This is a genomic window from Amycolatopsis mongoliensis, assembly GCF_030285665.1.
Classification (GTDB): Bacteria; Actinomycetota; Actinomycetes; order Mycobacteriales; family Pseudonocardiaceae; genus Amycolatopsis; species Amycolatopsis mongoliensis.
In genome coordinates this window covers 9,510,093-9,536,009 of sequence record NZ_CP127295.1, presented here as the reverse complement: position 1 = coordinate 9,536,009, position 25,917 = coordinate 9,510,093, and the positions used below count along the sequence as shown (strand labels likewise).

The window sequence follows — 25,917 nt, the reverse complement described above, 5'->3', positions numbered from 1 at the left end:
GTCGAAACGCAGTGCGCGCCGCACCCGCTGGAACGGCAACCAGCAGGGCCGCGCGTCCAAATGGAATCCGATTACAGGTGGTCCTAAGAACAAGGAACCGGTTCTACATTTCTGCCTGCGCGTGTGCCGGTAACGACACAGTTGTGTCACGACCAGATTGCCGCGGCGGGTAGCTGCGTAACAGAGCGAGGGCGACGGCCTACTCAAGCTGTGAGTGGGGAGGTGCGGTGATGAGCACCCAGCTTGACAAGGGCTATGCCGCGTTATGCCGGTTCGACGGCGTCGCTGCCTTGTCCATTTTTGACGAAGTCATCGGCGAAGATGGCAATGATGTCCGTGCATTGACGGGACGTGTGCGCGCGTTGTGGATGCTCCGACGGTGGAGCGACGCACGCTGCCAACTTGAAGCGTTTGGTGATCGGGACGATTCTGTCGACGTGGCACTTGCGCGCGGCCTCGTCGCGCTCGGTCAGCCAGACGACCCGTCATACCTCGCCGTCGACTGTGGATCCGCCGAGCGGGACGACGAAGCGGCTATTGCGGCTTTCGAAAGAGCGGTTCAGCTGGATGAATCATCTGTCGAAGGGGCTACCGGCCTCGCGACGGCATACCGAATGTCGGGCCGTCTCCAGCGGGCCGAAGAGGTCTTGGAAAATATGCGCCCCCGGCTGAGTTCGACCGCACCAGCGTTGGTAGAACGGGCGATGTGCTGGCTGGAGCAGGACAATCTGCCGGCGGCCGAGGACGCTGTCCTTCGAGCCATCAAGGACGAACCCCATTTCCTTCAAGCGGAATTGCTCCGGCTGGAGCTGCGGCGGCGGCCCGAAAGCGGCGATGAAGAGCTGGTCACTCAGGCAGAGGAGTTGGTGAACAGACAACCGGACCCGCCTGCTGTGGTTCTCGAGATCTACGGCTGGGCGCTTCTGCACCGCGCGGAGGTGACCGGTGATCGCAAACTGAGCGATCAGGCGATGGAGCAGTTCGATCGTTCCGAACGGGTCGGCCCGCCCTTGCCGGGAGTAACCAACGGAAAGATCTTGATTCACCTGAGCAACGACCGGTTCGAATCCGCTCTCCAGGCGGTCGACGCCGCGATCGCGCGCGAACCGACCAGCCCGCAATTGCACCTCTGCCGTGCGGAGATCATGACGGCCGCGGGCGAACAACCGCGCGCGCGTCTCGAGTCCTACCAACCCGTGCTTGATCGAGATCCGCGCGATCTCAGCGCTCGGATCGCGAAGGTGGGAGCACTGATCAGCCTGGAGCGGATCGCCGAGGCGGAGCAGATTGTCGCTGTCCTCTGCGCGGAGTTGCCCGGCAACCGCAAGGTGGACGCGGCCGTGAGGTGGCTCCGGGAACCGTGGCGCATGCTCGAGTCGCCCACGATCGAGATGAAGATCGATCGGCCGTGGGAGAACGGGAAGGATGACCCGGAGCAGGTGCTGGAACTGCTCACGAACGAGGTGTGCGTGAAGCTCGGACTGGCCCGGCCGGTCGTAAGCCGTCTGCGTGAGCGCGTGGTTGAGGACCGTCGCGCGCTGCTCCAACGTGCGTTCGAAGAGGAGCAGAATTATCTGCACGCGCGGGCCCGGTTCCAGGTCCGGACGGATCGCGCTCGGAGAGGCGTCGTGTGGCGTCTTCTCGGCCGTGCGCTGTTCGAGTCGGCCTTCGGGTTCGCGGCCGGCGCGATCGCGCTCCTGGTATGGCTGGCCACCGGGCACGGCGACCCGTTTTCGGGCTGGCGGCTGGCGTTGACAGCCGGTCTCCCGGTGGTGTTTCTCGCGGTCGCCGCGCTGAACCGGTTTGTCCGTCTCCCGGTCGATCTCGGCATCGTTCTCGCTGTTCTGGGTAGTGTCGCGGTGCTCGCCGCGTCGGTTTGGATAGGAGTCCAGCAGCTCGGCGCCGTGCCCGGCAGCGTCGCCGGGATCGTCGTGGCGGTCGCGCTGATCGGTACGGTTCTGGGCGGCAACCTGCTTCGCCTCCGTTTCGCGAAACCGAGCGCACGTGCTCCGCAACAAGCGTTCGACCGATGGCTGAACAGTATTTACGGCAACGGGTTGCTGCACTTGGCGATCGGCGCGAGAGCGAGCCTCAAGCGGGTCTACGGCACTTGCCTGCCGGTCTTGGACGGGACGTATTCGGACGCGCCGGTGGAGATCGACACCCCCGCCTCGGACGAGTTGCGACGGCTGCTCAGGCAGCGCAGCAAGGGGAGTTTCGCGCTGGCGGGTCCGCGAGGAGTGGGCAAGTCGACACTGCTCGACCGGTGGTGTGCAGGACAGTTCTTGCGCGACGCCGGGTCGGAACGCCGGGTACGTCGTGACCTGACCGTCAAGGTGGACGCCCCCGTCGGCTACCAGTCGAAGGAGTTCCTCACCCATTTGTTCGGCAAGTTGTGTGATGCCGTTGAGGAGTACGCGCGTACCTCGCCCGGTCTGGTGAACCGCTCAGGTGAGTCGGCGCCGAGAGGCTTGCTCAGGCTGACAAGCCCGGCCCAGCCGGACGGGAGTGTCCAGCCCGCTGACTTGGCCGCCTTGGCCAGAGAGGAGCGGGAGAAGATCCGCTTCCTGCAGAGTCACACCAAGGAAGGCGAGTTTTCGCTGGGATTCACGCCGCTTAAGGCGACGAACGTAGGGTACAAGAGCAAGGCCAGTGTGCGGCGGGACGACGTGCCGCTCAACCATCCCGAGCTGGTCGACCGGTTCCGCGACTTCCTCGGGCTGACCGCGCAGCTCGTCGCGGAGTATGACTCGAAAGTACTCATCGGCATCGACGAGCTCGACCGGATCAGCGACGGCGAGGGTGCACAACGCTTTCTGAACGAACTCAAGGCAGTCTTTAACGTACGTAACTGCTATTTCCTCGTGTCGGTCTCGGAGGACGCGCTGGCGGAGTTCGAGCTCGCCGCGATGGGGATGCGAACAGTGTTCGACAGTGCCTTCGACTCTATCGTGCGGGTCGACTATTTTTCCTTCGAACAGGCAAGATCGCTGCTCAACCGGCGAATCCGCGACCTGCCTGAGCAGTTTGCCGCGCTCGCCTACGTGTTCTCCGGTGGCCTCGCGCGGGAGCTGGCCCGGACGGCGGAGACAATCGCGTGCGACAAGTCCGAAGAGCAGCTGGCCATTGTCGCCGCACACCTCGTGCAGCGCCAGCTCGACCGCACCACCCGTGCCGCGATGGACCGCGTCAGCAGGTCGGCCGCTCGCCGCGCCGGCGCGGCCCTCATCCCCGTGCTCGACGAGCGCCCCGTCGGGAAACTGACCAGCGGGGTACTGCGCGAGTACGCCGCGAAGGTGGCTGGCACTGGCTTTGCAAAGGGGGAGCCCAGTGGGCTCGCCGGTATCCGGCTCGACGTCGTCGCGATGGTGGAGTATCTCGCCGTTCTAATCGACGTCTTTGACGAGCGGCTCGTCAAAGGCCGGATGGCTGCTGGGCTGGAGAGAGGGCTCGGCGCCTTCGAGAACCTCGCCCGGGTTCGCCGTTACCTCGGGGCGAACTCCTCGGGGGCGCGGGAGCTTCTGCGTGGATTTTGTGAGGCCTGGATGATCGCGACCGCGACGCCCACGTCACGAGCCTGCCTGATGCCCCCCTGGCGCGATGGACGTGCGAGCGGTTCGGCCCGTCTGCGGCTACACCGCGCGAACGGTGTCGACCGGGATTTGAACGAGTCCAAAGATTCAGAGGCGGTCTAGGAGCGTTTAGCCAGGGACCGCTCCTGCAGGTCCGGTGACTCTGCGCTACAGTGATGGCATGATCTCCCCAAAAACGGGAGATATCCCACATATGGGGGTTCAAGTCTCGGACACAGTATTACCCCACGGATCGCGAAACGCGATCTTGAAGCCGGGTTGATCGTACCTCAGCTCGAATCGATCTTCTGCAATCGCCATCCGGCGCCGTCGTAGACGATGATCGGGTCTGCCCAGGGTCTGGTTGACACCTCACCTGTGAGGCTGCGGCCTCGCCTGAGAGGATGTCATCGTGCCCAAGCCCTACCCCCGCGAGTTCCGTGACGACGTGGTCGCCGTGGCCCGTCGCGGCGAGACACCGTTGAAGCAGGTCGCGAAGGACTTCGGGATCTCCGAGTCGTGCCTGGCCAACTGGCTGCGCGCCGCCGACGTCGAGGACGGCACCCGTCCCGGAGTGACCAGGGACGAGTCCGTTGAGCTGCGGGAGCTGCGCAAGCGCAACCGGCTGCTGGAGCAGGAGAACGAGGTCCTGCGCAAGGCCGCGGCCTACCTGGCGCAAGGCAACCTGCGGGGAAAATAGCGTTCCCGCTCGTCCGTGACCTGGCCGCGGCCGGCGCCCCGATCAGGGTGCCGGTCGCGGTGACGTGCAGGGTGCTGGGGATCTCCCGGCAGGCTTACTACCAGTGGTGTGCGGCGCCGGTCTCGCAGCGGGACTGGGATGATGCGCATTTGATCAACGCCGCGCTCGAGATCCATGCCGATGACCCGGCGGACGGGTACCGGTTCATCGCCGACGAACTCGCCCGACAGGGCTTCAGCGTCTCGGAGAACCGGGTGTGGCGGATTTGCTCGATGCAGCAGATCTTCTCGTTGCACGCCAAGAAGAAAGGCGGTTCTCGTCAGGCGGGTCCGCCGGTGCACGACGACCTCGTGCGCCGTGATTTCACTGCCGACGCGCCGAATTCCAAGTGGTTGACCGATATCACTGAGCATCCCACCGCTTGGATTCCAGCGGTCGTCGCAACAGTCGGAACTGTCAGGCCTTCAGTAAAGCATCGAGGCGTTCGGCGGGCGTCTCCCAGCCAAGGGATTTTCTGGGGCGTCCGTTGAGTTCGTCGGCGACGGCTTGCAGGGCCGCAGCGTCGTGGGCTCGCAGATCGGTGCCGCCAGGGAAGTATTGGCGCAGCAGTCCATTGGTGTTTTCGTTGCTGCCGCGCTGCCAGGGCTTGCCTGGCTCGCAGAAGTAGACAGCCACGTCGGTGGCCGTCGTGAACGCACGGTGTTCAGCCATCTCCGCACCCTGGTCCCAGGTGAGGGTGCCCCGCAGCGCGTCAGGTAGATCGGCAACAGCTGCGACGAGACAGTCGCGAACGGTGTCGGCGCTGCGATCGAGGCCGAGATGCCCCAGCATGACGAAGCGGCTGGATCGCTCGACGAGTGTCACGATCGCCGATTTCCCCGCAGCACCAATGATCAAGTCGCCTTCCCAATGCCCAGGAGCCGCGCGCGTCTCGACATCGGGCGGCCGCATCGTGATCGGGGTCATCGGTTCCACGAACCGCGGCCTCCGCGTGTTCGGATCGCGGCGTGGTTTCCTAACCGTCCGTCCGCGGCGGAGCTGCCGGGCAAGCTCACGTTTAAGCTCGCCGCGGGCGTGGACGTAGATCGCCTGGTAGATCGTCTCGGTGCTCACCCGCATCTCCGGAGCCGCAGGGAAGTCCTTGATGAGCCGGTGACTGATCTGCTGCGGCGACCACTTCGTGCGCAACTTCGCCTTGACGTAGGCGCGCAACTGCCTGTTGCGCAGCAACTTCGGCTCCTTCGGACGTGCCCGGCGCCGGACCGAAGCCCGATGCGCAGCGTGCGGCAGATAGCCCTGCGCGGACTCCGTGTTGCGGCCGAGCTCGCGGCTGATCGTCGACGGTGACCGGCCCATCACTGCCGCGATCTGCCGCATCGAGGTTCCCGCCCGGTGCAGGTCTCGGAGCTGTTCCCGTTCCAGCAAGCTCAGATAGCGCGGATGGATCACCCGTTCCACCCGTGCAAGGTCGACCTGTTCGCCGCGGACCACGGCCGCACGAGGTGATGTCATGCCGGCCAGTATCTGATCTTGGCGATACCGCACGACACGCCCGTCGGGATACTCACGGCCTCCGTGAAGAACTCGGATGCCTCTGTCCCAGTCGGCCGCGGAGCGCTTGTCCGCCCCGACTTCTGCGGCCGCCTCGGCCCGGCTCATGCCGTCCTGACGCAACCGCAGGAACCGTTCGCGCCGCGGGTTGACCTGCCTGGTCTCGCTGGTGAAGATCCCTGCCTCGTGTGCCCACTTGTAGCACGTCACCCGGGTGAACCCCAGCTCGCGGGCGACTGAAGACACGTTGTTCCGCTGGGCCAGCAACCGGAAGAACGCCGCCTTCTCCTCCTCCGAATACGCCCTCGGACTGGCGCGCCGCATCGACATTCCCGCCTGCCGCAGCCACGTGTACGCAGCCTCAGGATGCACGCCCCCGGCCGTGGCCGCCGCCCTGACCGTGCCCCCACGATCCAGCAGGTCAAAGAACTTTTCCTTCTGCTCCTTGCTGTACTTCCGCCCTGTCATCAACCCCACCACTACGTCGGTGTTGCGACGACCAGTGGAATCCAAGCCGGTGAGGGCAAGCTGTATCTGTGTGCGGTCAAGGACTGCTACTCCAACAAGATCGTCGGCTACTCCATCGCCTCGCACATGCGGGCCTCACTCGCGGTCAGCGCGCTGCGGAACGCGATTGCTCTGCGCGACCCGCGCGATGTCGTGGTCCACTCCGACCGCGGTGCTCAATTTCGGTCGGGAGCCTACCGGCGTCTGCTGCGTGCCCATGGGCTGGCCGGGTCGATGGGCCGGGTCGGTGCCTGTGGTGACAACGCCGCGATGGAGTCGTTCTTTTCGTTGCTGCAGAAGAACGTTCTCGATACCCGGCGGTGGCGCACTCGCGAGGAGCTGAGGTTGGCGATCGTGTCCTGGATCGAGACGAAGTATCACCGCAAACGCCGGCAACGGGGGCTGGGCAAGCTCACCCCGGTCGAGTTTGAGACCATCTACACGACCGCGTCAGCGGCCTGAGAAACAGTCAGCTCCGGTGTCAACCGAAGTCTGGGCAGACCCCCGAGATTGCGCCTGCCGTTGACGGATGATCGCGGACCGCTGCGCGGGGGAGGTCGGACCTGCGCTTCCGGCGGAAGGCGTGCGCCGGGGAGGCGAGGTCAGGCCTGCGAGTGCTCCCGGATGGAGTGCCATGCCGACTTGATGTGGCTGCACATCACCGACTGGGCCCAGTCGGCGTCGCGGGCGCGCAGCGCGGCGATCAGTTCGTGGTGGTGGGCGAGGCTGCGGCGCAGTGCTTCCGGTCGGTAGTGGGCGAACGTCCGCCAGACGATCGGCAGCTGCACGACCGACGCGAGCACCGCGGCGAGGCGGTTGTTGCCCGACCCCTCCAGGATCGCGCGGTGGAAGCGGTTGTTGAGGTCGGTGAGCTCGTCGAGGTCGGTCGGCTGGCCGTTCGCGACCAACGCGTCCATCGCGCACGCCAGCTCCTCGAGCCGGTCGACGTCGACCGTCGCACGTTCGGCGGCGAGGCTGCAGCCCCACGGTTCGAGCACCATGCGCAGGCTGAAGATCTCGTCGAGGTCGGCGATGTCCCAGCGCTTGACCTGCACGCCGCGGTGGCGTTCGTAGATCAGCAACCCCTCGGCGGTGAGCCGGCGCAGGGCTTCCCGTACCGGGGTGCGGCTGACCCCGATCGAGTCGGCGAGCTCGCCTTCGCGCAGCCACTCCCCGCCTGCCCGCCTGCCGGAGAGGATCTCGTCGCGGATCAGCCGGTAGGCGTGATCGGCCGCGTGCCGGCCGTCCTGCTCGTACGCCGTGTCGCTCATCGAGGACGACCCTAAAGGACGACCAGAGTTGTATGCAACTTTCGCTGAGCCGTTGACACGCTGCCACCGTGAGCTCTACTTTTTTGCTGGTCGAGCGGCGACGCAGATCACGTGTCGCGAAAAGTTGCATACAACGAGGAGTGCTGGATGCCTGAAGAGATGCCCTTGGCCGGTCTGCGGGTGGTGGAGCTCGGGCAGTTGCTCGCCGGGCCGTTCTGCGGGCAGCTCCTCGGCGACTTCGGCGCCCAGGTGATCAAGGTCGAGGACCCGCGCACCGGTGACCCGATGCGCCAGTGGGGGCGGGAACGGCCCTACGGCCGGTCGCTCTGGTGGCCGGTCGTGGCACGCAACAAGCAGTCGGTCACCGCCGACCTGCGGACCGAGGAAGGACAGCGGCTCGTCGCCCGGCTCATCGTCGAGGCCGACGTGCTCATCGAGAACTTCCGCCCCGGCACGCTCGAGCGGTGGGGGCTGAGCCCGGAGGTGCTCTGGGAGCGGAACCCTCGTCTGATCATCACCCGCGTGAGCGGCTACGGCCAGACGGGACCGTACGCCAAGCGCGCGGGGTACGGCTCCATCGGCGAAGCCATGGGCGGCATCCGGTACATCACCGGTGACCCGGACCGCGCCCCGTCCCGCACGGGCATTTCCCTCGGCGACGCGCTCGCCGCGACGTTCGCCTGCATCGGCACGCTGGTGGCGCTGCACAACCGAGGACGCACCGGCAAGGGCCAGGTCGTCGACTCCGCCATCTACGAGGCGGTGCTCGCGATGATGGAGTCCCTGATCCCCGAGTACCAGGTGGCGGGCTACCAGCGGCAGCGCACCGGCGCGACGCTGCCGAACGTCGCGCCGAGCAACGTCTACCCGACCGCCGACGAGGAGATGATCCTGCTCGCGGCCAACCAGGACACGGTGTTCCGGCGGCTGGCCGATGCCATGGGGCGGCCCGAGCTGGCCACCGACGAGCGCTACGCCACGCACGGCGCCCGCGGCAAGTCCATGGAAGAGCTCGACGGCCTCATCGCCGAGTGGACCTCCACCATGAAGGCGGACGACCTGCTGGAGCTGATGAACGACAAGGGTGTGCCGGCCGGGCGCATCTACCGCGCCAAGGACATGCTCACCGACCCGCACTTCGCCGCGCGGGAGGCGATCGTCCGCCTGGTCCACCCCGAGATCGGCGAGTTCGCCATGCACAACGTGGTGCCGAAGCTCTCGGACACGCCGGGGAAGGTCCGCCACGTCGGGCCCGAGCTCGGCGAGCACAACGAAGTCATCTACCGCGATCTGCTCGGCCTCGCCGACGACGAGCTGGTGTCGTTGCGCTCGGCCGGTGTCATCTGAGGAGACCACCAATGACCTACCGGCTCGGCGTGGACGTGGGCGGCACGTTCACCGACATCCTTCTCATCGACGAGGACTCCGGTCAGACCTACCGGGCCAAGACGTCCTCCACCCCGCAGGACCAGTCGATCGGCGTGCTGCGCGGCATCGAGCGCGTGTGCGCGGTGGCCGGCGCGGACCCGGCGGAGATCGCTTCCGTCTACCACGGCACCACGGTCGCGACGAACGCGATCCTGGAGGGCAAGGGCGCCAAGGTCGGTCTCGTGACCACCCACGGTTTCCGCCAGGTGCTCCAGATCGCCCGCTCCTTCGTGCCCGGCGGCCTCGCCGGCTGGATCATCTGGCCCAAGCCGGAACCCTTGGCGGCACTGGAGAACACCGTCGAGGTCCGGGGCCGCATCGCCGCCGACGGCTCGGTGGTCGACGAGCTGGCCGAGGACGACGTGCGGCCCCAGCTGGCGAAGCTGCGGTCCGCGGGCATCGAGGCGCTGAGCGTCAGCCTGATCAACTCCTACGCCAACGCCGCGCACGAGCGCCGCGTCGGCGAGATCGCGGCGGAGGAACTGCCCGGCGTGCCGGTCTCGCTGTCCTCCTCGGTGCTGCCGGAACTGCGCGAGTACGAGCGCACCATCACCACGGTCGCCAACGCCGCCGTGCAGCCGCAGGTGAAGCTGTACACGGCCAACCTCGCGGACAAGCTCGAAGAGAACGGCATCACCGGCCAGCTCAGCATCCTGCGCAGCGACGGTGGCCTGGTCTCCGCCGGCGCCGCGGCCGACAACCCGGTGAGCCTGCTGCTGTCCGGCCCCGCCGGTGGTGTCACCGGCGCGACCTGGGTGGCGGAGCAGGCGGGCTTCGCCGACTTCCTCACCTTCGACATGGGCGGCACGTCCACCGACGTGGCGCTGGTGCAGAACCTGACGCCGCGGATCGGCCGGGAGACCACCGTCGGCGACCTGAAGGTGCGCGCCACCTCGGTCGACGTGCGCACGGTCGGTGCCGGTGGCGGTTCCATCGGCCACGTCCCGCCGCTCACCCAGGCGCTGCGGGTCGGCCCGCGGTCCGCGGGCGCGTCGCCGGGACCGGCCGCCTACGGCGCCGGGGGCACCGAGCCCACGGTGACCGACGCCAACGTCGTGCTCGGCTACCTGCCGGCGGAGCTGGCGGGCGGCGAGATCACCCTCGACCGCGAGGCGGCCCGGTCGGCGGTCAAGTCCATCGCGGACGCCACCGGTCTCGGGTCGGTGGAGGCGGCCGCCGCCGGGATCATCGACATCGTCAACGAGAACATGTTCGGGGCCCTGCGCCTGGTCTCGGTGCAGCAGGGGTTCGACCCGCGCGACTTCGCGCTGGTCGCGTTCGGCGGCGCCGGACCACTGCACGCCAACGCGCTCGGCAAGCTCACCGGTGCCTGGCCGGTGATCATCCCGCCGTCGCCCGGGGTGCTGTGCGCCTACGGCGACGCGACCACGAACCTGCGCGACGAAGCCGTCCGCACGCTCGTGCGCCGGTTCGGCGAGTTCACCGACGAGAGCCTGCGCGTGCTGCTCACCGAGCTGGCCGACAAGGCGCGCGGCACGCTCGTCGGCCAGGACGTGCCCGAGTCCGACATCCGCGTCGTCTACTCGGCCGACTTGCGTTACCACGGCCAGGGTTTCGAGATCCCGGTCGAGGTCGACATCACCCGGTTCACCGGCGGCGGGGCCGGCCTGGACAGCCTGCGCGGCGCGTTCGACGCCGAACACCAGCGGCTGTTCTCCTTCGTGCTCGACAACGAGCACGAGGTCGTGACGATCCGCGCCACCGCGCACGGGCCGCGCCCGCAGGTCGCCTCCCCGAAGCTGGCGGACGGCGGCACCGACGCCGCGCCCGCGTTGCGCGACCGCACGGCGATCTGGGTCGAGGGCGCCGAGGTCGAAGCCGGCGTCTACGAGCGGGCGAAGCTGCTCGCGGGCAACGTGGTGACCGGTCCGGCGATCGTCACCGAAATGGACTCCACCACGCTGGTGCTGCCCCGCCACGCGGCCACCGTGCACGCCAGCGGCAGCCTGCTCATCCGCCCGGTCGCCGAGACCGCCGAGCACACCACGGAGAACTGACATGGCACGGCTTGTCGAAACCGCGACCGGACCGCTGCGGCGGGTGGACGTCGACGTGGTCACCCTCGACCTCGTCGAGAACGGGCTGCGCAACGCCCGCTACGAGATGGACGAGGTGCTGTTCCGCACGGCGCTCTCGCCGGGCATCCGCGAGCAGCACGACGAGTTCCCGCTGATCGCCAACCGCGACGGCAAGATGGTCGTCGGCCAGTTCGGACTGTCCATTCCGGACTTCCTCGACAACTTCGCCGGCGACATCGAGGAGGGCGACGTCCTGTTGACGTCCGACCCCTACTCGTGCGGTGCCGCGATCAGCCACGCCAACGACTGGCTCGTGGTGATCCCGATCTTCTTCGAGGGGCACATCGTCGGCTGGTCGGCGATGTTCGGCCACATGTCCGACGTCGGCGGCAAGACCCCGGCGTCCATGCCGACCGACGCCCGCACGATCTTCGAGGAGGGGGTGGTCATCCCGCCCTTCAAGCTCTACCGCAAGGGCGACCTGGCCGAGGACGCGCTGCGCATCATCCTCAACCAGGTGCGCAAGCCCGACTGGAACCGCGCCGACCTCAACGGCATCGTCGCGGCGTGCCGCACGGCCGCGCGCCGTGTGCAGGAGATGTGCGCCCGGTTTGGCGTCGACACCTACGACTCGGCGCTCGATCAGCTGCTCGACCGCAACTACCGGGCGATGAAGGTGCTGCTGCAGGCCGTCTTCAAGGACGGCGAGACAATATCCTTCACCGACTACATCTGCGACGACGGCCTCGGCTACGGCCCGTACGAGCTGAAGCTCAGCCTGACCCGGCACGGGGAGAAGGTCACCCTCGACTTCAGCGGCAGCAGCCCGCAGGCGCAGGGGCCGATCAACTACTTCATCAACGAGAACCTCATGCGGATGTTCTTCGGCATCTACATGATCACCGTCGCCGACCCGCAGATCCTCTGGAACGACGGCTTCTACCCGCTGGTGGACGTCATCATCCCCGAAGACTCGTTCTGGAAGCCGAAGTACCCGGCCGCGCTCAACGCCCGCAACCACGGCATCGGCCGCGTGTTCGACCTCTTCGGCGGGCTGCTCGGCCAGACGAACCCCGACCTGCTCAACGCCGCGGGGTTCTCGTCGTCGCCGCACTTCATGTACTCGGGCACCTACAGCGACGGCGACCGCAAGGGCGAGTGGTTCCAGCTCTACTCCATCGGGTTCGGCGGCATCCCCGGCCGGCCCCTCGGCGACGGGCCGGACGGGCACTCGCTGTGGCCGTCGTTCGTGAACATCCCGTGCGAATACCTGGAGTCGTACTACCCGCTGCGCATCGAGCGCTGGGAGACCGTCGCCGACACCGGCGGGTCCGGGCTGCATCGCGGCGGCAACGCGGTCGACGTGGCCTACCGGTTCCTCGAGCCGGGCACGATCGCGATCCACGACGACCGCTGGCTCACCTACCCGTGGGGCGTCAACGGCGGCGAGCCCGGCGCCCGCAGCCGCAAGTGGATCGAGCGCGCCGACGGCAGCACCGAGGTGCTCGGCAGCAAGGTGCACGACGTGCCCGTGCACCGCGGCGACCTCCTGCACTTCGTCACGTGGGGCGGCGGCGGGTGGGGCGACCCGCTGGCCCGCGACCCGGAGCTGGTCGGCCTGGAGGTCCGCCGCGGCCTCGTGACCGCCCCGGGCGCGCGCCGCTACGGCGTCGTCTGCGACGGCGATGGCTGGGTGGACGCCGCCGCGACCGAGGCGCTGCGGGAGGAGCTGCGCGGCACCCGTCCGGAGCCGCTCCCGACGTTCGACCGCGGTCCCGAGCTGGCGACGATCCTGGAGCGGGCCCTGGCCGAAACCGGCCTGCCCGCCCCGCTGCGGCCCGTCGTCTCGTGAGCGACATGTCCACTTCGGACCCGTTCGACGGGACGCTGGCCGGCGGAAGCCGTCCAGCACTGGTCCTGATCGACCTGATGCGGGCTTACTTCACCGAGGGCAGCCCGCTGCTGCTGCCGTCGCGCGACTGTCTCGGCTCGGCGGCCCGGGTCCTGGCGGCCGCGCGGCGGCACGGGATCCCGGTCGTGCACACGCGGGTGGCCTACGGTGCGGACGGCGTGGATGGTGGCCTGTTCCTCCGCAAGGTCCCGGCGCTGCGGATGCTGCAGGACGGGGGCGGCCCGCTCGGTGAGTTCATGCCGGAGGTCGCGCCGGCGGAGGGTGAGCAGGTGGTGGTGAAGCAGTACCCCAGCGCCTTCTTCGGGACGCCGCTGGCGTCCTCGTTGCGGGCCCGTGGCGTCGACACCGTGGTGATCGGCGGGGTCAGCACGAGCGGTTGTGTCCGGGCGAGCGCGCTCGACGCGCTCCAGCACGGGTTCGTCCCGCTGGTGGTGCGGGAGGCGGTCGGTGACCGCACGCCCGAGACCCAGGAAGCGAACCTGTTCGACATCCAGGCGAAGTGCGGCGAGGTCGTCGGCGAGGCGACCGCGTTGGCTTACCTGGCGGAGGGACGATGAACATCGAGATCGTCGAAATGTCCCCGCGGGACGGCCTGCAGAACGAGAAGGCCGTCCTGAGCACCGAGGACAAGGTGGAGCTGGTCGGACGAGCCGTGCGGGCGGGAGCCAAGCGCATCGAAGTGACCAGCTTCGTCAACCCGGCACGGGTCCCGCAGCTGGCGGACGCCGACGCGCTGATGGCCGCCCTGCCCCGCCACGACGGCGTCCGCTACGCGGGCCTGGTGATCAACGAACGCGGCCTCGACCGGGCGCTCGAGGGCAAGGTGGACGAGGTCGACGTCGTGGTCGTGGCCACGGACACCTTCTGCGGACGCAACCAGGGCATGACCACGGAACAGGCGTGCGAGACGGCCGCGAGGCTGGTCGCGGCGGCCCGGCAGGCGGGCAAGTTCACGACGGTCACGATCGGCGCGTCGTTCGGGTGCCCGTTCGAGGGTGAGGTCTCCCTGGACCGGCTCGGTGAGGTGCTCCGGCGGGTGCACGCCACCGGCGCGGACGAGATCGCGCTGGCGGACACGATCGGCGTCGCGGTCCCGACCGACGTCACCGAGCGGCTGACATCGGCCCGGGACATCGTCGGCGGCGACACCCCGCTGCGGCTGCACCTGCACGACACCCGCAACACGGCGGTCGCCAACGCGGTCGCGGCTGTCCACAGTGGAGTCACGGTGCTGGACGCGAGCATCGGGGGAGCGGGCGGCTGCCCGTTCGCGCCGGCCGCGACCGGCAACGTGGCCACGGAGGATCTGGCGTACCTGTTCGCCCGGATGGGCCACGCGACAGGGATCGACCTGGCCGAGACGATCTCGGCGGCGGTGTGGCTCGAGGAGCGGCTGGGCAAGGAACTGCCCAGCGCACTGGCCCGCGCGGGCGCCTTCCCCGCCTGAGCCCCGCGCCGGCCCGGGGCCGGGCCGGGCCGATCGATCCACGGCGGCATGGGGTACATGCGCGAGTCCGAAGTGGACCCCCACTACCGCGATGCCCGCATCCTCGGCATCGGCGGCGGGGCCAGTGAGGTGCCTGAACCGTTCGCCGGATCGGATCACGCGGCGGGCTGGTCCCGGCGGGTGCGGCGCGCGAGCGCGACACCCGCCAGGGTCAGCACCCCGCACAAGACCAGCGTCAGCGACAGCGGCACCGACGAACCGCCGGTCTCGCCCACGACCGCGAGCCCGGCGATGGGCAGGATGCCGCCCGCCACGGCCGTGCCGAACGCGATGCACAGGCCGCAGCCCGTGTAGCGGGACGCCACCGGGAACAGGTCCGCCATCAGCGACGGGACCGCGCCGTTGAACGCCGCGTAGCAGACGCTGCCCACCAGCATCGCCAGCAGCATCGGGCCGAACGCACCGGTGTCGACGAGCCAGAACGCCGGGAACGCCCACACCACCAGCAGCACACCCGACCAGCGGATCAGCCGCTCGCGGCCCCAGCGGTCGGCGCGGGTCGCGCTCACCAGGGTCAGCCCGGCCAGCACGACCGAGGTGATGAGCAGCCCGAGCTGGACGTCAAGCCCGCTCAGCGACGGCACGTACGTCTTCGTGTAGGCCACCAGCCCGGTCATCAGCACGTAGAGGAACGAGCAGGGGGCCGACCACATCAGCGAACCCGCGATCAGCTCCCGCCAGTGGTCGCGGAAGACCGCGCGCACCCGGGGCCGGCGGCCGGTGGTCGCTTCGTGCTTGGCCAGCTCCGCCACGAACTCCGGGGTCTCCTCCAGCCGCTTGCGCAGCACCAGGCCCAGCACCACCAGCAGCGCGCTGGCCAGGAACGGCACGCGCCAGCCCCAGGCGCGGAAGACGTCCGCGCTGACCGCCGTGCTCACCAGCAGGACGACCCCGCTCGCCAGCGCGATGCCGAGCACCGTGCCCAGCTGCACGAACGAGCCGTACAGCGACCGCCGCCGCTTCGGCGCGTGTTCCACCGCCACCAGGACCGCGCCGCCCCATTCGCCCCCGACCGCCAGGCCCTGCAGCATCCGGAACGCGACCAGCAGCACCGGCGCCCACAGCCCGGCCGTGGCGAAGGTGGGCAGCAGCCCGATCGCGACGGTCGCGGTGCCCATCAGCAGCATCGAGCCGAGCAGCGCGGTGCGGCGGCCGCGGGTGTCGCCGAGCCAGCCGAACAGCAGCGCGCCGAGCGGGCGCATGCCGAACGCCACCGCGTGGGTGCCGAGCGCGGCGAGCGTGCCCATCCAGGGCGAGGCCGCCGGGAAGAACAGCGGGCCGAACACGAGCGCGGCCATGAAGGCGTAGACGATGAAGTCGAAGATCTCGACCAGGGTGCCGATCATCGACGACGTCGCGATGCGGGCCGCGGACAGGGGTTTGCCGGTCACGACCGGGCGTGCGGGAGCTGTTTCGGACATGGGGGTATCGCCTCGGGAATTCGCAGGGGGAGAAAGAATTCAGGATGCGAGGGATTCGGCGAACGCACGGGCGTCACCGGGCTCGCCCAGGGAAAGCACCAGCGGGAGCACGGCGGCCGCGCGCGGTCCCGCGTTGCCGGTGAACTTCTCGCGGATGTCCTCGTGGGACAGGGGCCGCTCGGCGTGGCCGCGGTGGACGGCTTCGCGGCGGGCGAGTGTGCGTCCGTCGTGGAGGTCGATTTCGACGGCCGCCGAATACGCTTGGGGGAACAGGCTTTCCGGGTCGTCGCCGATGTCGACGAGCTGCGCGAGCTCGAGGATTTCCGTGTCGCCCAGAGCTTCGTCGGTGAACTCGGCCAGCGTCAGCCGCCCGCGTGCGACGCACGCGGCGGCGACGAACGGCAGGCTGAACTTGGCGTCGTAGTCGTCCTGCGGCGCGCGCTTGCGCTCGATCGGGTCGCTCACGGCGGCGCCCGGGGTCGGGTGGATGAAACAGCGGATGCGGGCGACGTCGGCCGCGCCGAAGCCGCCCTCGGCGCGCAGGGCCAGCACGGCGTCGGCGAAGCCGTGCGTGAAGTGGCAGCTGGGGAACGGCTTCACGGCTGTGTCCAGCAGTTCCCAGCGCGTGCCGAGGTCCCGCACGAGCTCGGTGACGTCCCACTCGCGGCCCTGCAGGTGGGTGGCGTACAGGCCGTGGCGGCCTTCGTAGACCCGCGGGGGACCGGGCCAGTCCTCGGCGGCGAAGGCGACCGCCGTCAGCGCCGAGTTGGCCGCCCAGCCCGGGTGCAGGCGCTTGGTCCACGCGCCTTCGGCGAGGAATTCGAGGATGCCCGACGCCATCGAGCCGACGATCTCCTGGGCCGCAGTGATGCCGTCGGCGTCCAGACCGGACAGTTTCGCGGCCGCCACCGCCGAGCCGAACGCGCCCGCGAGGCCGGTGGGGTGAAAGCCGACCGCGTGGAAGCCGCCGCGCGCGACCTTGCCGACGCGCGCGCTGATCTCGACCCCCAGGATGTAGGCCAGCAGCAGGTCTTCGGTGGAGCGGCCGTGCTGCACCGCCGCGGCGAGCGCGGTGGGCAGCGCGCTCGCCGAGACGTGGGTGATCGAACCGCTGTGCGTGTCGTCGAAGTCGAGGCCGTGCACCAGCACCGCGTTGAGGATCGCTGCTTCGCGCGGGGCCAGCCGGTCGGGCAGCCCCAGCACCGGCTGGTCGCCGCCGCCGAAGCGGGCCAGCGCCCGCCGCGCCCGCCGGGTGAACTCGTGCTCCCCGGCGGCGAGCGCGACGCCGACCGCGTCGAGGATCAGGTGGCGGGCCCGGTCGAGGACTTCGGGCGGCAGGTCGCCGAGCCGGAGGCGCGCGGCGAACTCGCCGACGGTCCGGGCGACGGGCTCGGTGGCAGCGGGGGACACGGCTCCTCCAAGGGACTCGGCGTTGATGACCCACGGGCCGCCGGAGCGTCCCGCGGGGTAAGTCTGCAAGCGTGGGGGGCCGAGACGCAAGCAAAAGTTCAGACGTTTTCCGATCCGGTCTTCATGCGCTCGTAGACCGGACGCAGCGCGACGAGGTGCTCGCGGGTGAGCCGCTCGGCCGTCTCGCCGTCGCCGGCGGCCACGGCGGCGTAGATCCCCTCGTGGTGGGTGTCGATCTCGGCCCAGCGCGACGCCGCGATCCGGTCGCGGTGCATCCGGGAGCGCAGTACGACGTTGACCGGCTGGCACATCAGCCGCAGCAGCGGGTTGCCGGTGATGGACACGAGCGTGGTGTGGAAGTCCCAGTGCAGGACGAATCCCTTTTCGGGATCCAGCTGCGCGGTCTGCTCCATGGTCCGGCGCAGGCTCTCGAGGTCGACCTCGTCGGCGCGTTCGGCGGCCAGCCGCGCGGCGGGCGGCTCGATCATGAGCCGCGCTTCGATCAGGTTGTCCACGCTCAGGTTGTTGGCGTTGACCAGCAGGCCGAGCGTGCCACCGAGGTTTTCGGCGACCGTGCCGGCGTCGGGCGCGGCCACGAAGCTGCCGCCGGTGACCCCGCGGGTCGTGTCGATGAGCTGCTGGCTGGTGAGCAGCCGCAAGGCTTCCCGGACGGTGCTGCGGCTGACGCCGAAGAGCGTGCACAGCTCGGCCTCGCTCGGCAGCCGCGTGCCGGTGGGCAGCGCGCCGCCGATGATCTGCTCCCGCAGCTGGGTGGCGATCTGCACGTAGGCGGCCTGTACGCGCCGCACGCGCAAGCCCGGGGCGGTTTCGTCCTTCATCCGGCCAGCGTAGGGCGTGGGCCACCGTTTCGGTAGGAATCCACGACCTAAAAACGTCTGACATATTGCGCGAGCGGGTTTCGCCCCGCATACTCCTCGGCACGAGCCCGGAACGCACGAGGAGGTGGCCGTGGCTGTGCACGAGAGCCGGCTGGGACGGTTCTACGAGGAATTCACCGTCGGCGACGTTTACCGGCACCCGCTGGGACGCACGATCAGCGAAACCGACAACACGTGGTTCACGCTGCTGACGATGAACACCCACCCGGCGCACTTCGACGCGCACTACGCGGGGAAGACGCCGTTCGGCAAGATCCTGGTGAACTCCGGGCTCACCATCGCGATGCTGCTGGGCCAGAGCGTCTCCGACATCAGCCAGCGGGCCGTCGCGAACCTCGCCATGACGAACATCCAGCTCACCCACCCGGTGTTCGTCGGCGACACGCTCTACGGCGAGTCCATCTGCACCGCCAAGCGCGAGTCGAAGTCCAAGCCCTACGCCGGCCTGGTCGAGGTGCACACCCGCGGCCTCAACGCCGGCGGCGACGTCTGCCTTTCGTTCGACCGGACCGTGCTGGTGTTCAAGCAGGCGGCGGCCGGCGACATCGACTCGTTCCCGGCCGCCAAGCCCGGCCCGCTGACCCTGGGGGAGGTGCGCGCGTGAACCTCCCGTTGCAGGACCTGAAGATCCTCTCCCTGGAGCAGTACGGCGCCGGTCCGTTCGGCTCGGTCCACCTGGCCGACCTCGGCGCCGAGATCATCAAGATCGAGGACCCGCGCTTCGGCGGCGACGTCGGCAGGCACACCCCGCCGTACGCCGAGGACGGCGACTCGTTGTTCTTCGAGGCGTTCAACCGCAACAAGCGCTCGATGGTCCTCGACCTCGGCAACCCGCGGGGGCGGGCGGTGTTCGAGCGCCTGGTGAAGGTGAGCGACGCGGTGTACTCGAACCTGCGTGGCGACGTGCCGGCGAAGATGCGCATCCGCTACGAAGACCTCAAGCACCTCAACCCGAAGATCGTCTGCTGCTCCCTGTCGGGCTACGGCATGACCGGCCCGCGCAGCAAGCAGCCCGGGTACGACTACATGCTGCAGGGCCTGGCCGGCTGGATGGCGGTGACCGGCGAGCCCGACGGCCCGCCCACGAAGTCCGGTTTGTCCATGGTGGACTACTCCGGCGGCATCGTGGCGGCGCTGTCGATGGTCTCGGCCATCCACGCGGCCCGCCGCGACGGCGTCGGCATGGACTGCGACGTCAGCCTGTACGACACGGCCATCGGGATGCTCACCTACCTGGCGACCTGGCACCTCAACGAGGGCTTCGAGCCGCAGCGCACGCACCACTCCGCGCACCCCAGCCTGGTGCCGTTCCAGAACTTCCCGACCGCGGACTCGTGGGTCGTGATCGGCTGCGCCAAGCAGAAGTTCTGGGAGCGGTTCGTCGGCGTGCTGGGCTCGCCCGAGTGGGCTCGCGAAGAACGCTTCGCCACGCCCGCGTCGCGTTACAAGCACTCGGCGGAGTGCGTGAAGCTGATCGAAGCCGAGCTGGCGCGCCGGACCACCGCCGAGTGGCTGCCGCTGCTCGAAGAGGCCGGCGTGCCGTGTGCGCCGATCAACACCATCCCGCAGGCCCTGCGCGAGGAACACACCCTCGCCCGCGGCCTGATCGTGGAAACCGAACACCCGCGGTTCGGGACCGTCCGGCAGGTCGCGTCCCCGGTCCGCGCCGGAACCCCGCGCACCGAGCACGTCCGCGCGCCGCGGATGGGGGAGCACACCGAAACCCTCCTGGCCGAGCTGCTCGGCACCGGGACCGACGAGTTCGCCGAGCTCACGCGCGCGGGCGCGTTCGGCGTCGAGGAGCACTGATGGACTTCCGCCTCACCGACGACCAGGAGCAGTTCCGCTCGATGCTGCGGACCTTCGTCGACAAGGAGATCGTGCCCGTCGCCCGCGAGTGGGAGCAGGCGGGCCGGTATCCGACCGAGATCGTCGAGCAGATGAAGCAGCTCGGCCTGTTCGGGCTGATGATCCCCGAGGAGTACGGGGGCGCGGCGGCCGACTTCACCTCGTTCACGCTGATGTTCGAGGAGATCGCGCGCGGCTGGATGGGCGTCGCCGGCATCCTCGGCAGCCACTCGCTCTCCTGCTGGATGATCGCCCGGCACGGCACCGACGAGCAGAAGCGGCGGTACCTGCCCGACCTGGCCACCGGCAAGCGGCGCACCGGCATCGCGCTCACCGAGCCCGACGCGGGCACCGACCTGCAGGGCATCCGCACCACCGCGGTCCGCGACGGCGACGAGTACGTCGTCAACGGCGCGAAGATGTGGATCACCAACGCCCGCTACGCCGACCCGCTGCCGGTGCTGGTCAAGACCGACCGCACCACGACCCCCGCGCACAAGGGCATGAGCGTCCTGCTGATCGACGCGAACACACCCGGGTTCCGCGTCACCAAGGACATCCCGAAGCTCGGCTACAAGGGCACCGAGTCCTGCGAGGTCGTGTTCGAGGACGTGCGCGTCCCGGTGGGGAACCTGCTCGGCGGCAGCGAGGGCCGCGGCATGCAGCAGGTGCTCTCGGCGCTGGAAGTCGGCCGGCTCAACATCGCCGGCCGCAGCCTCGGCATCGCCCAGCGCGCCTACGACGAAGCTCTCGCGTACTCGCGCGAGCGGCAGGCGTTCGGCAAGCCCATTGCCGACTTCCAGGCCATCCAGATCCGGCTCGCCGAGACCGCGACGCAGCTGCAGGCCGCGCGCCTGATGACGTACTGGTCGGCCACCGCGCTCGACCGCGGCGAGCGCTCGGACCTGCAGACCGGCATGGCGAAGCTGTTCTCCTCGGAGATCGCGCTGCAGGCCGCGCAGGAGTCGATGCGCATCCACGGCGGCTACGGCTACTCGGCGGAGTTCGAGATCGAACGGCTCTACCGCGACTCGATCCTGATGACCATCGGCGAGGGCACCAGCGACATCATGCGCACGGTCATCGCCAAGTCGCTGGTGGCCGGCAAGGGAAAGGTCGGCTGGTGATCCCGCGCAGCTGGCTGTTCTGCCCCGGCGAGCGGACCGACCGCCTGGCCAAGGCCGTCGCCGCGGCGGACGTCGCGATCGCCGACCTCGAAGACGCCGTCGCCCCGGACCGCAAGGACACCGCCCGCAAAGCCGTCGCGACGGCGCTGCACGGCGACCCGGACGCGGCCGCGCGGACCTGGGTGCGGGTCAACCACGACCCGGCCGACCTGGCCGCGCTGGCCGGGCTGGACTTCGCCGGGATCGTGGTCCCGAAGGCGGAGCCCGGGATCGTCGAGCGGGTCGCCGCCGCGACCTCGGTGCCGCTGGTCGCGCTGATCGAGACCGCCGCCGGGCTGTGGGCGGCGCGCGAGCTGGCGGCCCACCCGCGGGTGCGGACCCTGGCGCTTGGCGAGTACGACCTCGCCGTCGAACTGGGCACCTGCCCACCCGACGTGGACGGCGCGCCCCTGGCGTGGGCGCGTGCCCGCGTCGTCGCGGCCGCCGCGGCGGAGGGCTGCCCGCCGCCTCCCGCCGCGGTTTCCACCGTCCTGCGCGACGAACCCCGGTTCCGCGCGGACACGCAGCAGCTGGGGCGCTTCGGCTTCTTCGGCCGGATGTGCATCCACCCGGCACAAGTGTCCACAGTGCACGAAGTGCTGCGGCCGTCCGACGAAGAAGTCGAACGGGCAACGAAGATCGTCCAGGCGGCCGAGGAAGCGACCGACGCCGTCCTCGTGGTGGACGGGAAGATGATCGACCCGCCGGTCGTGGCACACGCCCGCCGGGTCGCCCACTTGGCAGGGCCGGAGAGGACCAGGCGATGAAACGCATCGGAGTCGACGTCGGAGGCACGTTCACCGACGTCATGTACTGGGACGAGGACGGCGATCTCGCCGTCCACAAGGTCCCGTCCACCCCGCACGACCCGTCACAGGCCACTGTGGACGGGGTGCGGCAGCTGGCCGAGCAGGTCGGGATCTCGGTCGCCGACCTCGGGCAGTTCCTGCACGGAACGACCGTCGCGACCAACATCGTGCTGGAGCACAACGGCGCCGACGTCGGCCTGATCACCACCGAGGGCTTCCGCGACATCCTGCACATCGCGCGCAAGAAGCGGCCCTACAACTATTCGTCCTACCAGGACCTGCCGTGGCAGAAGTGGCAGCTGGTTCGCCGCCGCAACCGCCGTGTGGTGCCGGAGCGGATCAACGCGGCCGGCGAGGTCCTCGTCCCGCTGGACGAAGAAGCCGTGCGCGAGCAGGTCCGCGTGCTGAAGGACAACGGCGTCGCGGCCATCGCCGTCTGCTTCCTCCACGCCTACCGCAACCCGGCCCACGAGCAGGCCGTCAAGCGGATCATCGAGCAGGAGTACCCGGGCGTGTTCATCTCGCTGTCCAGCGAGGTCGCCCCGCAGTACCGCGAGTACGAGCGCTTCTCGACCACCGCGCTCAACGCGTTCGTCGGGCCGAAGGTCGCCCGGTACATCGACAACCTCGCGAACACCACCCGCGAGGCGGGCGTGCGCGGCGACATCCGGCTGATGACCTCGGCCGGCGGTCTCATCACGTCCCAGCACGCCGTCGACAACCCGGTCCTGCTGCTCACCAGCGGTGTGGTGGCCGGGTTGCTCGGCGGGTGCGCGATCGGCCGGGCGTCGGGGTACCCGAGCGTGATCACCCTCGACGTCGGCGGCACGTCGGCCGACATCGGCGTCGCGCCCGACGGCAAGCTGCGCATGAAGCACCTGCTCGACACGCGCATCGGCGACTACCACGCGATGGTGCCGATGGCCGAGGTCGACACGATCGGCGCCGGCGGCGGCTCGGTCGCGTTCGTCGACGAGGGCGGCATGTTCCGCGTCGGCCCGCGCAGTGCCGGCGCCACTCCCGGCCCGGCCTGCTACAACCGCGGCGGCACCGAGCCCACCAGCACCGACGCGATGGTGGTGCTGGGTTGGCTGCAGGCCGACAGCTTCCTGTCCGGCTCGATGCGCGTGGAGCCGCAGCTGGCGGAGAAGGCGATCGAGGAGCACATCGCGAACAAGCTCGCCACGAGCGTCGAGCACGCCGCGGTCGGCATCTTCCAGATCCTCGCGCACGCCATGACCGAGGCGATCAGCCTGCACTCGGTCCGCAAGGGCTACGACCCGCGCGACTTCTCGCTGGTCGCCGAGGGCGGCGCCGGGCCGCTGTACGCGTGGCACATCGCGCAGCAGCTCGACATCCCGCGCGTGATCGTGCCGCACCACCCCGGCATCGCCTCAGCGATGGGCCTGCTGGCCACCGACATCCGCGTCGAGCAGCCCGCGACCGTGTGGACGTCGCTGGCCGCCCCGGACCTCGACAGCGTGCGCGACGCGTTCGCGCGGCTCGAAGCGCAGGTGACCGAGCAGCTCACCGGCGACGGCCTCGCGCCGGAGGACTTCGTCATCGAGCGCAGCCTGGACTGCCGCTACATCGGCCAGGGCTACGAGCTGCGCGTCCCGGCGCCCGCCGGCGACATCGACGACACCTGGGTCGCGAGCGCGAGGGAGGCGTTCCATCAGGTGCACGAGCGCACCTACCTGCAGCGTTTCGACGACAAGCCGGTGCACCTGGTCAACGTCCGGGTCACCGGGATCGGCAAGGTCGGGCACGTCCCGCTCGCCGAGATCGAGAGCGGCGGCGAGGACGCCTCCGCCGCGGTCAAGGGCACCCGCGAAGCCGTGTTCTGGACCGACGGCAGCAAGCCCGCCACGTTCCCCACCACCGTCTACGACCGCGCCCTGCTCAAGGCGGGCAACGTGCTCACCGGGCCCGCGATCGTCGAGCAGTTCGACTCCACCACGGTCATCGGGCCGCGGCAGCGCGCCACGATCGACCGGGTGGGCCACATCATCATCGAGACGGCCGCCGGTGAATCCGCTGCCGTGGACGCCGAAGGAGGCCAGCGGTGACCGCACTCGATCCCGCCGGTGTTTCGCTCGCCGGACCCCGCCCGGACGACTTCACGCCGGTCGACGTCGACCCGATCACGTTGCGCGTGATCGGCGGCGCGCTGAACTCGATCGCCAAGGAAATGGCCCAGATCCTCTACCGGATGGCCTACTCCAGCCTGATCCGCGAGTCCGAGGACCTCGGCGCCGGCTTGTTCGACGTCAACGGCCGCGAGCTGTGCGAGTCGGACTCGACCCCGATGCACTGCGGGTCGATCCCGGCCTACATCCGGGGCATCAACCGCAAGCTCGCCGGCACGTACAAACCGGGCGACGTCATCCTGCACAACCACCCTTACCACGGCGCCGCGCACTCGCCGGACTACGGGATCATGATCCCGATCTTCTTCGGCGGCAGGCACATCGGCTTCGCCGGCTGCACCGGGCACGTGTCCGACATCGGTGGCAACTTCCCCGGCCTGTGCATGGACGTCGTCGACGTCTGGGCCGAGGGCAAGCTGATGGACGCGGTCAAGATCTACGACGGCGGCGTCCGCAACACCGCGCTCATCCAGCACATCCTCGACAACGTCCGCACGCCGGAGCAGAACGCGGGCGACCTCGAAGCGCTGATCGCGTGCTCGCGGCTGGGGGAGAAGCGGTTCCTGGAGCTGCTCGACCGCTACGGCTACGACACGGTGATGTCTGCCGCCGACAAGTGGATGGACTACTCCGAGGACATGCTGCGCCGCCGGATCACCGAGATCCCGGACGGCGTCTACGAAGCACCGCTGTCCTATTTGGACGACGACGGCAAGAACCGCGACGTGCCGCTGAAGGTGTCGGTGCGGGTCCGCGTCGAAGGCTCCGACATCGTCGTGGACCTCACCGGCTCGCACGGCCAGGTCCCGACGGCGTTCAACGTGCCGTTCGAGGGCTCAGTGCTGCCGACCGTGGCCTCGGCTGTGCGCACGCTGCTGCTCGACGAGGCGCTGACCGAGGAGTTCGTGCCGCAGAACGACGGCTGCTTCCGCCCCGCCAAGGCGTACGCGCCGGAGGGCACGATCTTCAACCCGGACTTCCCGGCGTCGTGCTTCGCCCGGTTCTCGCAGATCAACCGCATCTTCGACTCGATCAACCTGGCGCTGTCGGACGTCCTGCCGGAGCGCGCGGTGGCCGGGTCGTCGGCGGCGCTGTGCGCGATCGCCTATTCGGGCCTGGCCGAGGACGGCCAGTCGTACTGGGTGTACATCGAGATCAACGAAGGCTCCTACGGCGCGCGCAACGGCAAGGACGGGCTCGACTGCGTCGACTCGCTGATGGCCAACACGCGCAACAACCCGATCGAGGAGCTGGAGCTCAACCACGCGATGATCGCCGAGCGCTACGAGCTGCGTGACGAGCCGCCGGCACCGGGCCGCTACCGCGGCGGGATCGGCAGCGTGCGGAAGTGGAAGATGCTGACCGACACGTTCATCGGCTCGGAGGCGGACAACCGCACCGACCCGCCGAAGGGCCTGGCCGGCGGGCACGACGGGCTCGCGGGCTCGTTCACCCGCAACGCCGGTACCGAGCGCGACGAGCCGCTGTACTCGAAGGTCACGCAGGAGAAGTGCGCGGCGGGCGACACCCTGGAGATCAAGCTCCCGTCCGGCGGCGGCTACGGCAGCCCGTTCGAACGGGAGGCGGCTCAGGTGCTCGACGACGTCCTCGACGACTACCTGTCCGTGGCGGACGCGCGGGCGCACTACGGTGTCGCGCTGACCGGGTCCGGGAGGGCGCTGGCGGTCGACGAGGCCGAGACCGCGCGGCTGCGGGCGGCGGTCTGA

The 25,917-nt window shown here is 69.4% G+C and carries 17 protein-coding genes and 4 pseudogenes; 15 read left to right on the top strand and 6 right to left on the bottom strand.

Annotated features, from left to right (window positions below):
• Positions 1-230 precede the first annotated feature (230 nt).
• Together QRX60_RS45665 and QRX60_RS45660 are read left to right on the top strand one after the other, a co-directional pair.
• Positions 231-3,695, top strand: a complete 3,465-nt coding sequence (locus QRX60_RS45665) for a tetratricopeptide repeat protein (protein ID WP_285997697.1) — start codon at positions 231-233, stop codon at positions 3,693-3,695.
• A 289-nt stretch (positions 3,696-3,984) separates the two neighbouring features.
• Positions 3,985-4,691, top strand: a pseudogene (locus QRX60_RS45660) (transposase); the annotation flags it as partial.
• A 37-nt stretch (positions 4,692-4,728) separates the two neighbouring features.
• On the opposite strand, the gene QRX60_RS45655 reads toward QRX60_RS45660, so the two are convergent.
• Together QRX60_RS45655 and QRX60_RS45650 are read right to left on the bottom strand one after the other, a co-directional pair.
• Positions 4,729-5,931 carry an IS30 family transposase gene (locus QRX60_RS45655; protein ID WP_286003832.1) on the bottom strand — a complete coding sequence of 401 codons (1,203 nt, stop codon included), beginning with the start codon at positions 5,929-5,931 and terminating at the stop codon, positions 4,729-4,731.
• 213 nt (positions 5,932-6,144) lie between these two features.
• A pseudogene (locus QRX60_RS45650) lies at positions 6,145-6,291 on the bottom strand (transposase); the annotation flags it as partial.
• Positions 6,292-6,342: 51 nt separating this feature from the next.
• Here QRX60_RS45650 and QRX60_RS45645 point away from each other — a divergent pair.
• Positions 6,343-6,792: pseudogene (locus QRX60_RS45645) on the top strand (IS3 family transposase); the annotation flags it as partial.
• Positions 6,793-6,932: 140 nt separating this feature from the next.
• Here the strand turns inward: QRX60_RS45645 and QRX60_RS45640 are convergent.
• Positions 6,933-7,601: a GntR family transcriptional regulator gene (locus tag QRX60_RS45640; RefSeq protein WP_285997696.1), complete on the bottom strand. Its 669-nt coding sequence runs from the start codon at positions 7,599-7,601 to the stop codon at positions 6,933-6,935.
• Positions 7,602-7,748: 147 nt separating this feature from the next.
• Between QRX60_RS45640 and QRX60_RS45635 the strand changes: the two genes are divergently transcribed.
• The 6 genes and pseudogenes from QRX60_RS45635 to QRX60_RS45610 all read left to right on the top strand — a co-directional run.
• Positions 7,749-8,948, top strand: coding sequence for a CaiB/BaiF CoA transferase family protein (locus tag QRX60_RS45635; protein ID WP_101438410.1), 1,200 nt, complete (start codon positions 7,749-7,751; stop codon positions 8,946-8,948).
• A gap of 11 nt (positions 8,949-8,959) precedes the next feature.
• The gene (locus QRX60_RS45630) at positions 8,960-11,047 is read left to right on the top strand and encodes a hydantoinase/oxoprolinase family protein (protein ID WP_285997695.1); all 2,088 of its coding nucleotides are present in this window, start codon (positions 8,960-8,962) and stop codon (positions 11,045-11,047) included.
• A 1-nt stretch (position 11,048) separates the two neighbouring features.
• Positions 11,049-12,920 (top strand): hydantoinase B/oxoprolinase family protein, encoded by a 1,872-nt coding sequence (locus tag QRX60_RS45625; RefSeq protein ID WP_285997694.1) that lies wholly within the window; start codon positions 11,049-11,051, stop codon positions 12,918-12,920.
• Positions 12,921-12,925: 5 nt separating this feature from the next.
• The gene (locus tag QRX60_RS45620; RefSeq protein WP_285997693.1) at positions 12,926-13,537 is read left to right on the top strand and encodes an isochorismatase family protein; all 612 of its coding nucleotides are present in this window, start codon (positions 12,926-12,928) and stop codon (positions 13,535-13,537) included.
• The gene (locus tag QRX60_RS45615) at positions 13,534-14,427 is read left to right on the top strand and encodes a hydroxymethylglutaryl-CoA lyase (protein WP_285997692.1); all 894 of its coding nucleotides are present in this window, start codon (positions 13,534-13,536) and stop codon (positions 14,425-14,427) included. Before QRX60_RS45620 ends, QRX60_RS45615 begins: the two co-directional genes overlap by 4 nt.
• Before the next feature lie 36 nt (positions 14,428-14,463).
• Positions 14,464-14,559: pseudogene (locus QRX60_RS45610) on the top strand (acyl-CoA dehydrogenase family protein); the annotation flags it as partial.
• Positions 14,560-14,582: 23 nt separating this feature from the next.
• Here QRX60_RS45610 and QRX60_RS45605 read toward each other — a convergent pair.
• From QRX60_RS45605 to QRX60_RS45595, 3 genes are all read right to left on the bottom strand, one after another.
• Positions 14,583-15,908, bottom strand: a complete 1,326-nt coding sequence (locus tag QRX60_RS45605; RefSeq protein ID WP_285997691.1) for an MFS transporter — start codon at positions 15,906-15,908, stop codon at positions 14,583-14,585.
• A 39-nt stretch (positions 15,909-15,947) separates the two neighbouring features.
• Entirely contained in the window at positions 15,948-17,318 is a 1,371-nt protein-coding gene (locus tag QRX60_RS45600; protein WP_285997690.1) for an MmgE/PrpD family protein, read from the bottom strand.
• A gap of 98 nt (positions 17,319-17,416) precedes the next feature.
• Positions 17,417-18,157, bottom strand: a complete 741-nt coding sequence (locus tag QRX60_RS45595; RefSeq protein WP_285997689.1) for a FadR/GntR family transcriptional regulator — start codon at positions 18,155-18,157, stop codon at positions 17,417-17,419.
• A 130-nt stretch (positions 18,158-18,287) separates the two neighbouring features.
• Between QRX60_RS45595 and QRX60_RS45590 the strand changes: the two genes are divergently transcribed.
• The 6 genes from QRX60_RS45590 to QRX60_RS45565 are packed head-to-tail and all read left to right on the top strand — an operon-like array spanning position 18,288 to position 25,917.
• Positions 18,288-18,821: a MaoC family dehydratase gene (locus QRX60_RS45590; RefSeq protein ID WP_285997688.1), complete on the top strand. Its 534-nt coding sequence runs from the start codon at positions 18,288-18,290 to the stop codon at positions 18,819-18,821.
• Positions 18,818-20,026: a CaiB/BaiF CoA transferase family protein gene (locus tag QRX60_RS45585; RefSeq protein WP_285997687.1), complete on the top strand. Its 1,209-nt coding sequence runs from the start codon at positions 18,818-18,820 to the stop codon at positions 20,024-20,026. Before QRX60_RS45590 ends, QRX60_RS45585 begins: the two co-directional genes overlap by 4 nt.
• Positions 20,026-21,192: an acyl-CoA dehydrogenase family protein gene (locus QRX60_RS45580; RefSeq protein ID WP_101438419.1), complete on the top strand. Its 1,167-nt coding sequence runs from the start codon at positions 20,026-20,028 to the stop codon at positions 21,190-21,192. The genes QRX60_RS45585 and QRX60_RS45580 overlap by 1 nt, the downstream gene beginning before the upstream one ends.
• Positions 21,189-21,998, top strand: coding sequence for an HpcH/HpaI aldolase/citrate lyase family protein (locus QRX60_RS45575; RefSeq protein WP_285997686.1), 810 nt, complete (start codon positions 21,189-21,191; stop codon positions 21,996-21,998). The genes QRX60_RS45580 and QRX60_RS45575 overlap by 4 nt, the downstream gene beginning before the upstream one ends.
• The gene (locus QRX60_RS45570; protein ID WP_285997685.1) at positions 21,995-24,109 is read left to right on the top strand and encodes a hydantoinase/oxoprolinase family protein; all 2,115 of its coding nucleotides are present in this window, start codon (positions 21,995-21,997) and stop codon (positions 24,107-24,109) included. The genes QRX60_RS45575 and QRX60_RS45570 overlap by 4 nt, the downstream gene beginning before the upstream one ends.
• On the top strand, positions 24,106-25,917 hold the full coding sequence (locus QRX60_RS45565) for a hydantoinase B/oxoprolinase family protein (protein WP_101438421.1): 1,812 nt from the start codon (positions 24,106-24,108) through the stop codon (positions 25,915-25,917). The genes QRX60_RS45570 and QRX60_RS45565 overlap by 4 nt, the downstream gene beginning before the upstream one ends.

Excerpts from the sequence above, each read along its gene's own strand:
- QRX60_RS45605 (WP_285997691.1), bottom strand. The coding sequence starts at position 15,908 with ATGTCCGAAACAGCTCCCGCACGCCCGGTCGTGACCGGCAAACCCCTG.
- QRX60_RS45665 (WP_285997697.1), top strand. The coding sequence starts at position 231 with ATGAGCACCCAGCTTGACAAGGGCTATGCCGCGTTATGCCGGTTCGAC.
- QRX60_RS45570 (WP_285997685.1), top strand. The coding sequence starts at position 21,995 with ATGAAACGCATCGGAGTCGACGTCGGAGGCACGTTCACCGACGTCATG.
- QRX60_RS45630 (WP_285997695.1), top strand. The coding sequence starts at position 8,960 with ATGACCTACCGGCTCGGCGTGGACGTGGGCGGCACGTTCACCGACATC.
- QRX60_RS45625 (WP_285997694.1), top strand. The coding sequence starts at position 11,049 with ATGGCACGGCTTGTCGAAACCGCGACCGGACCGCTGCGGCGGGTGGAC.
- QRX60_RS45595 (WP_285997689.1), bottom strand. The coding sequence starts at position 18,157 with ATGAAGGACGAAACCGCCCCGGGCTTGCGCGTGCGGCGCGTACAGGCC.
- QRX60_RS45615 (WP_285997692.1), top strand. The coding sequence starts at position 13,534 with ATGAACATCGAGATCGTCGAAATGTCCCCGCGGGACGGCCTGCAGAAC.
- QRX60_RS45635 (WP_101438410.1), top strand. The coding sequence starts at position 7,749 with ATGCCTGAAGAGATGCCCTTGGCCGGTCTGCGGGTGGTGGAGCTCGGG.
- QRX60_RS45640 (WP_285997696.1), bottom strand. The coding sequence starts at position 7,601 with ATGAGCGACACGGCGTACGAGCAGGACGGCCGGCACGCGGCCGATCAC.
- QRX60_RS45655 (WP_286003832.1), bottom strand. The coding sequence starts at position 5,931 with ATGAGCCGGGCCGAGGCGGCCGCAGAAGTCGGGGCGGACAAGCGCTCC.
- QRX60_RS45580 (WP_101438419.1), top strand. The coding sequence starts at position 20,026 with ATGGACTTCCGCCTCACCGACGACCAGGAGCAGTTCCGCTCGATGCTG.
- QRX60_RS45620 (WP_285997693.1), top strand. The coding sequence starts at position 12,926 with ATGTCCACTTCGGACCCGTTCGACGGGACGCTGGCCGGCGGAAGCCGT.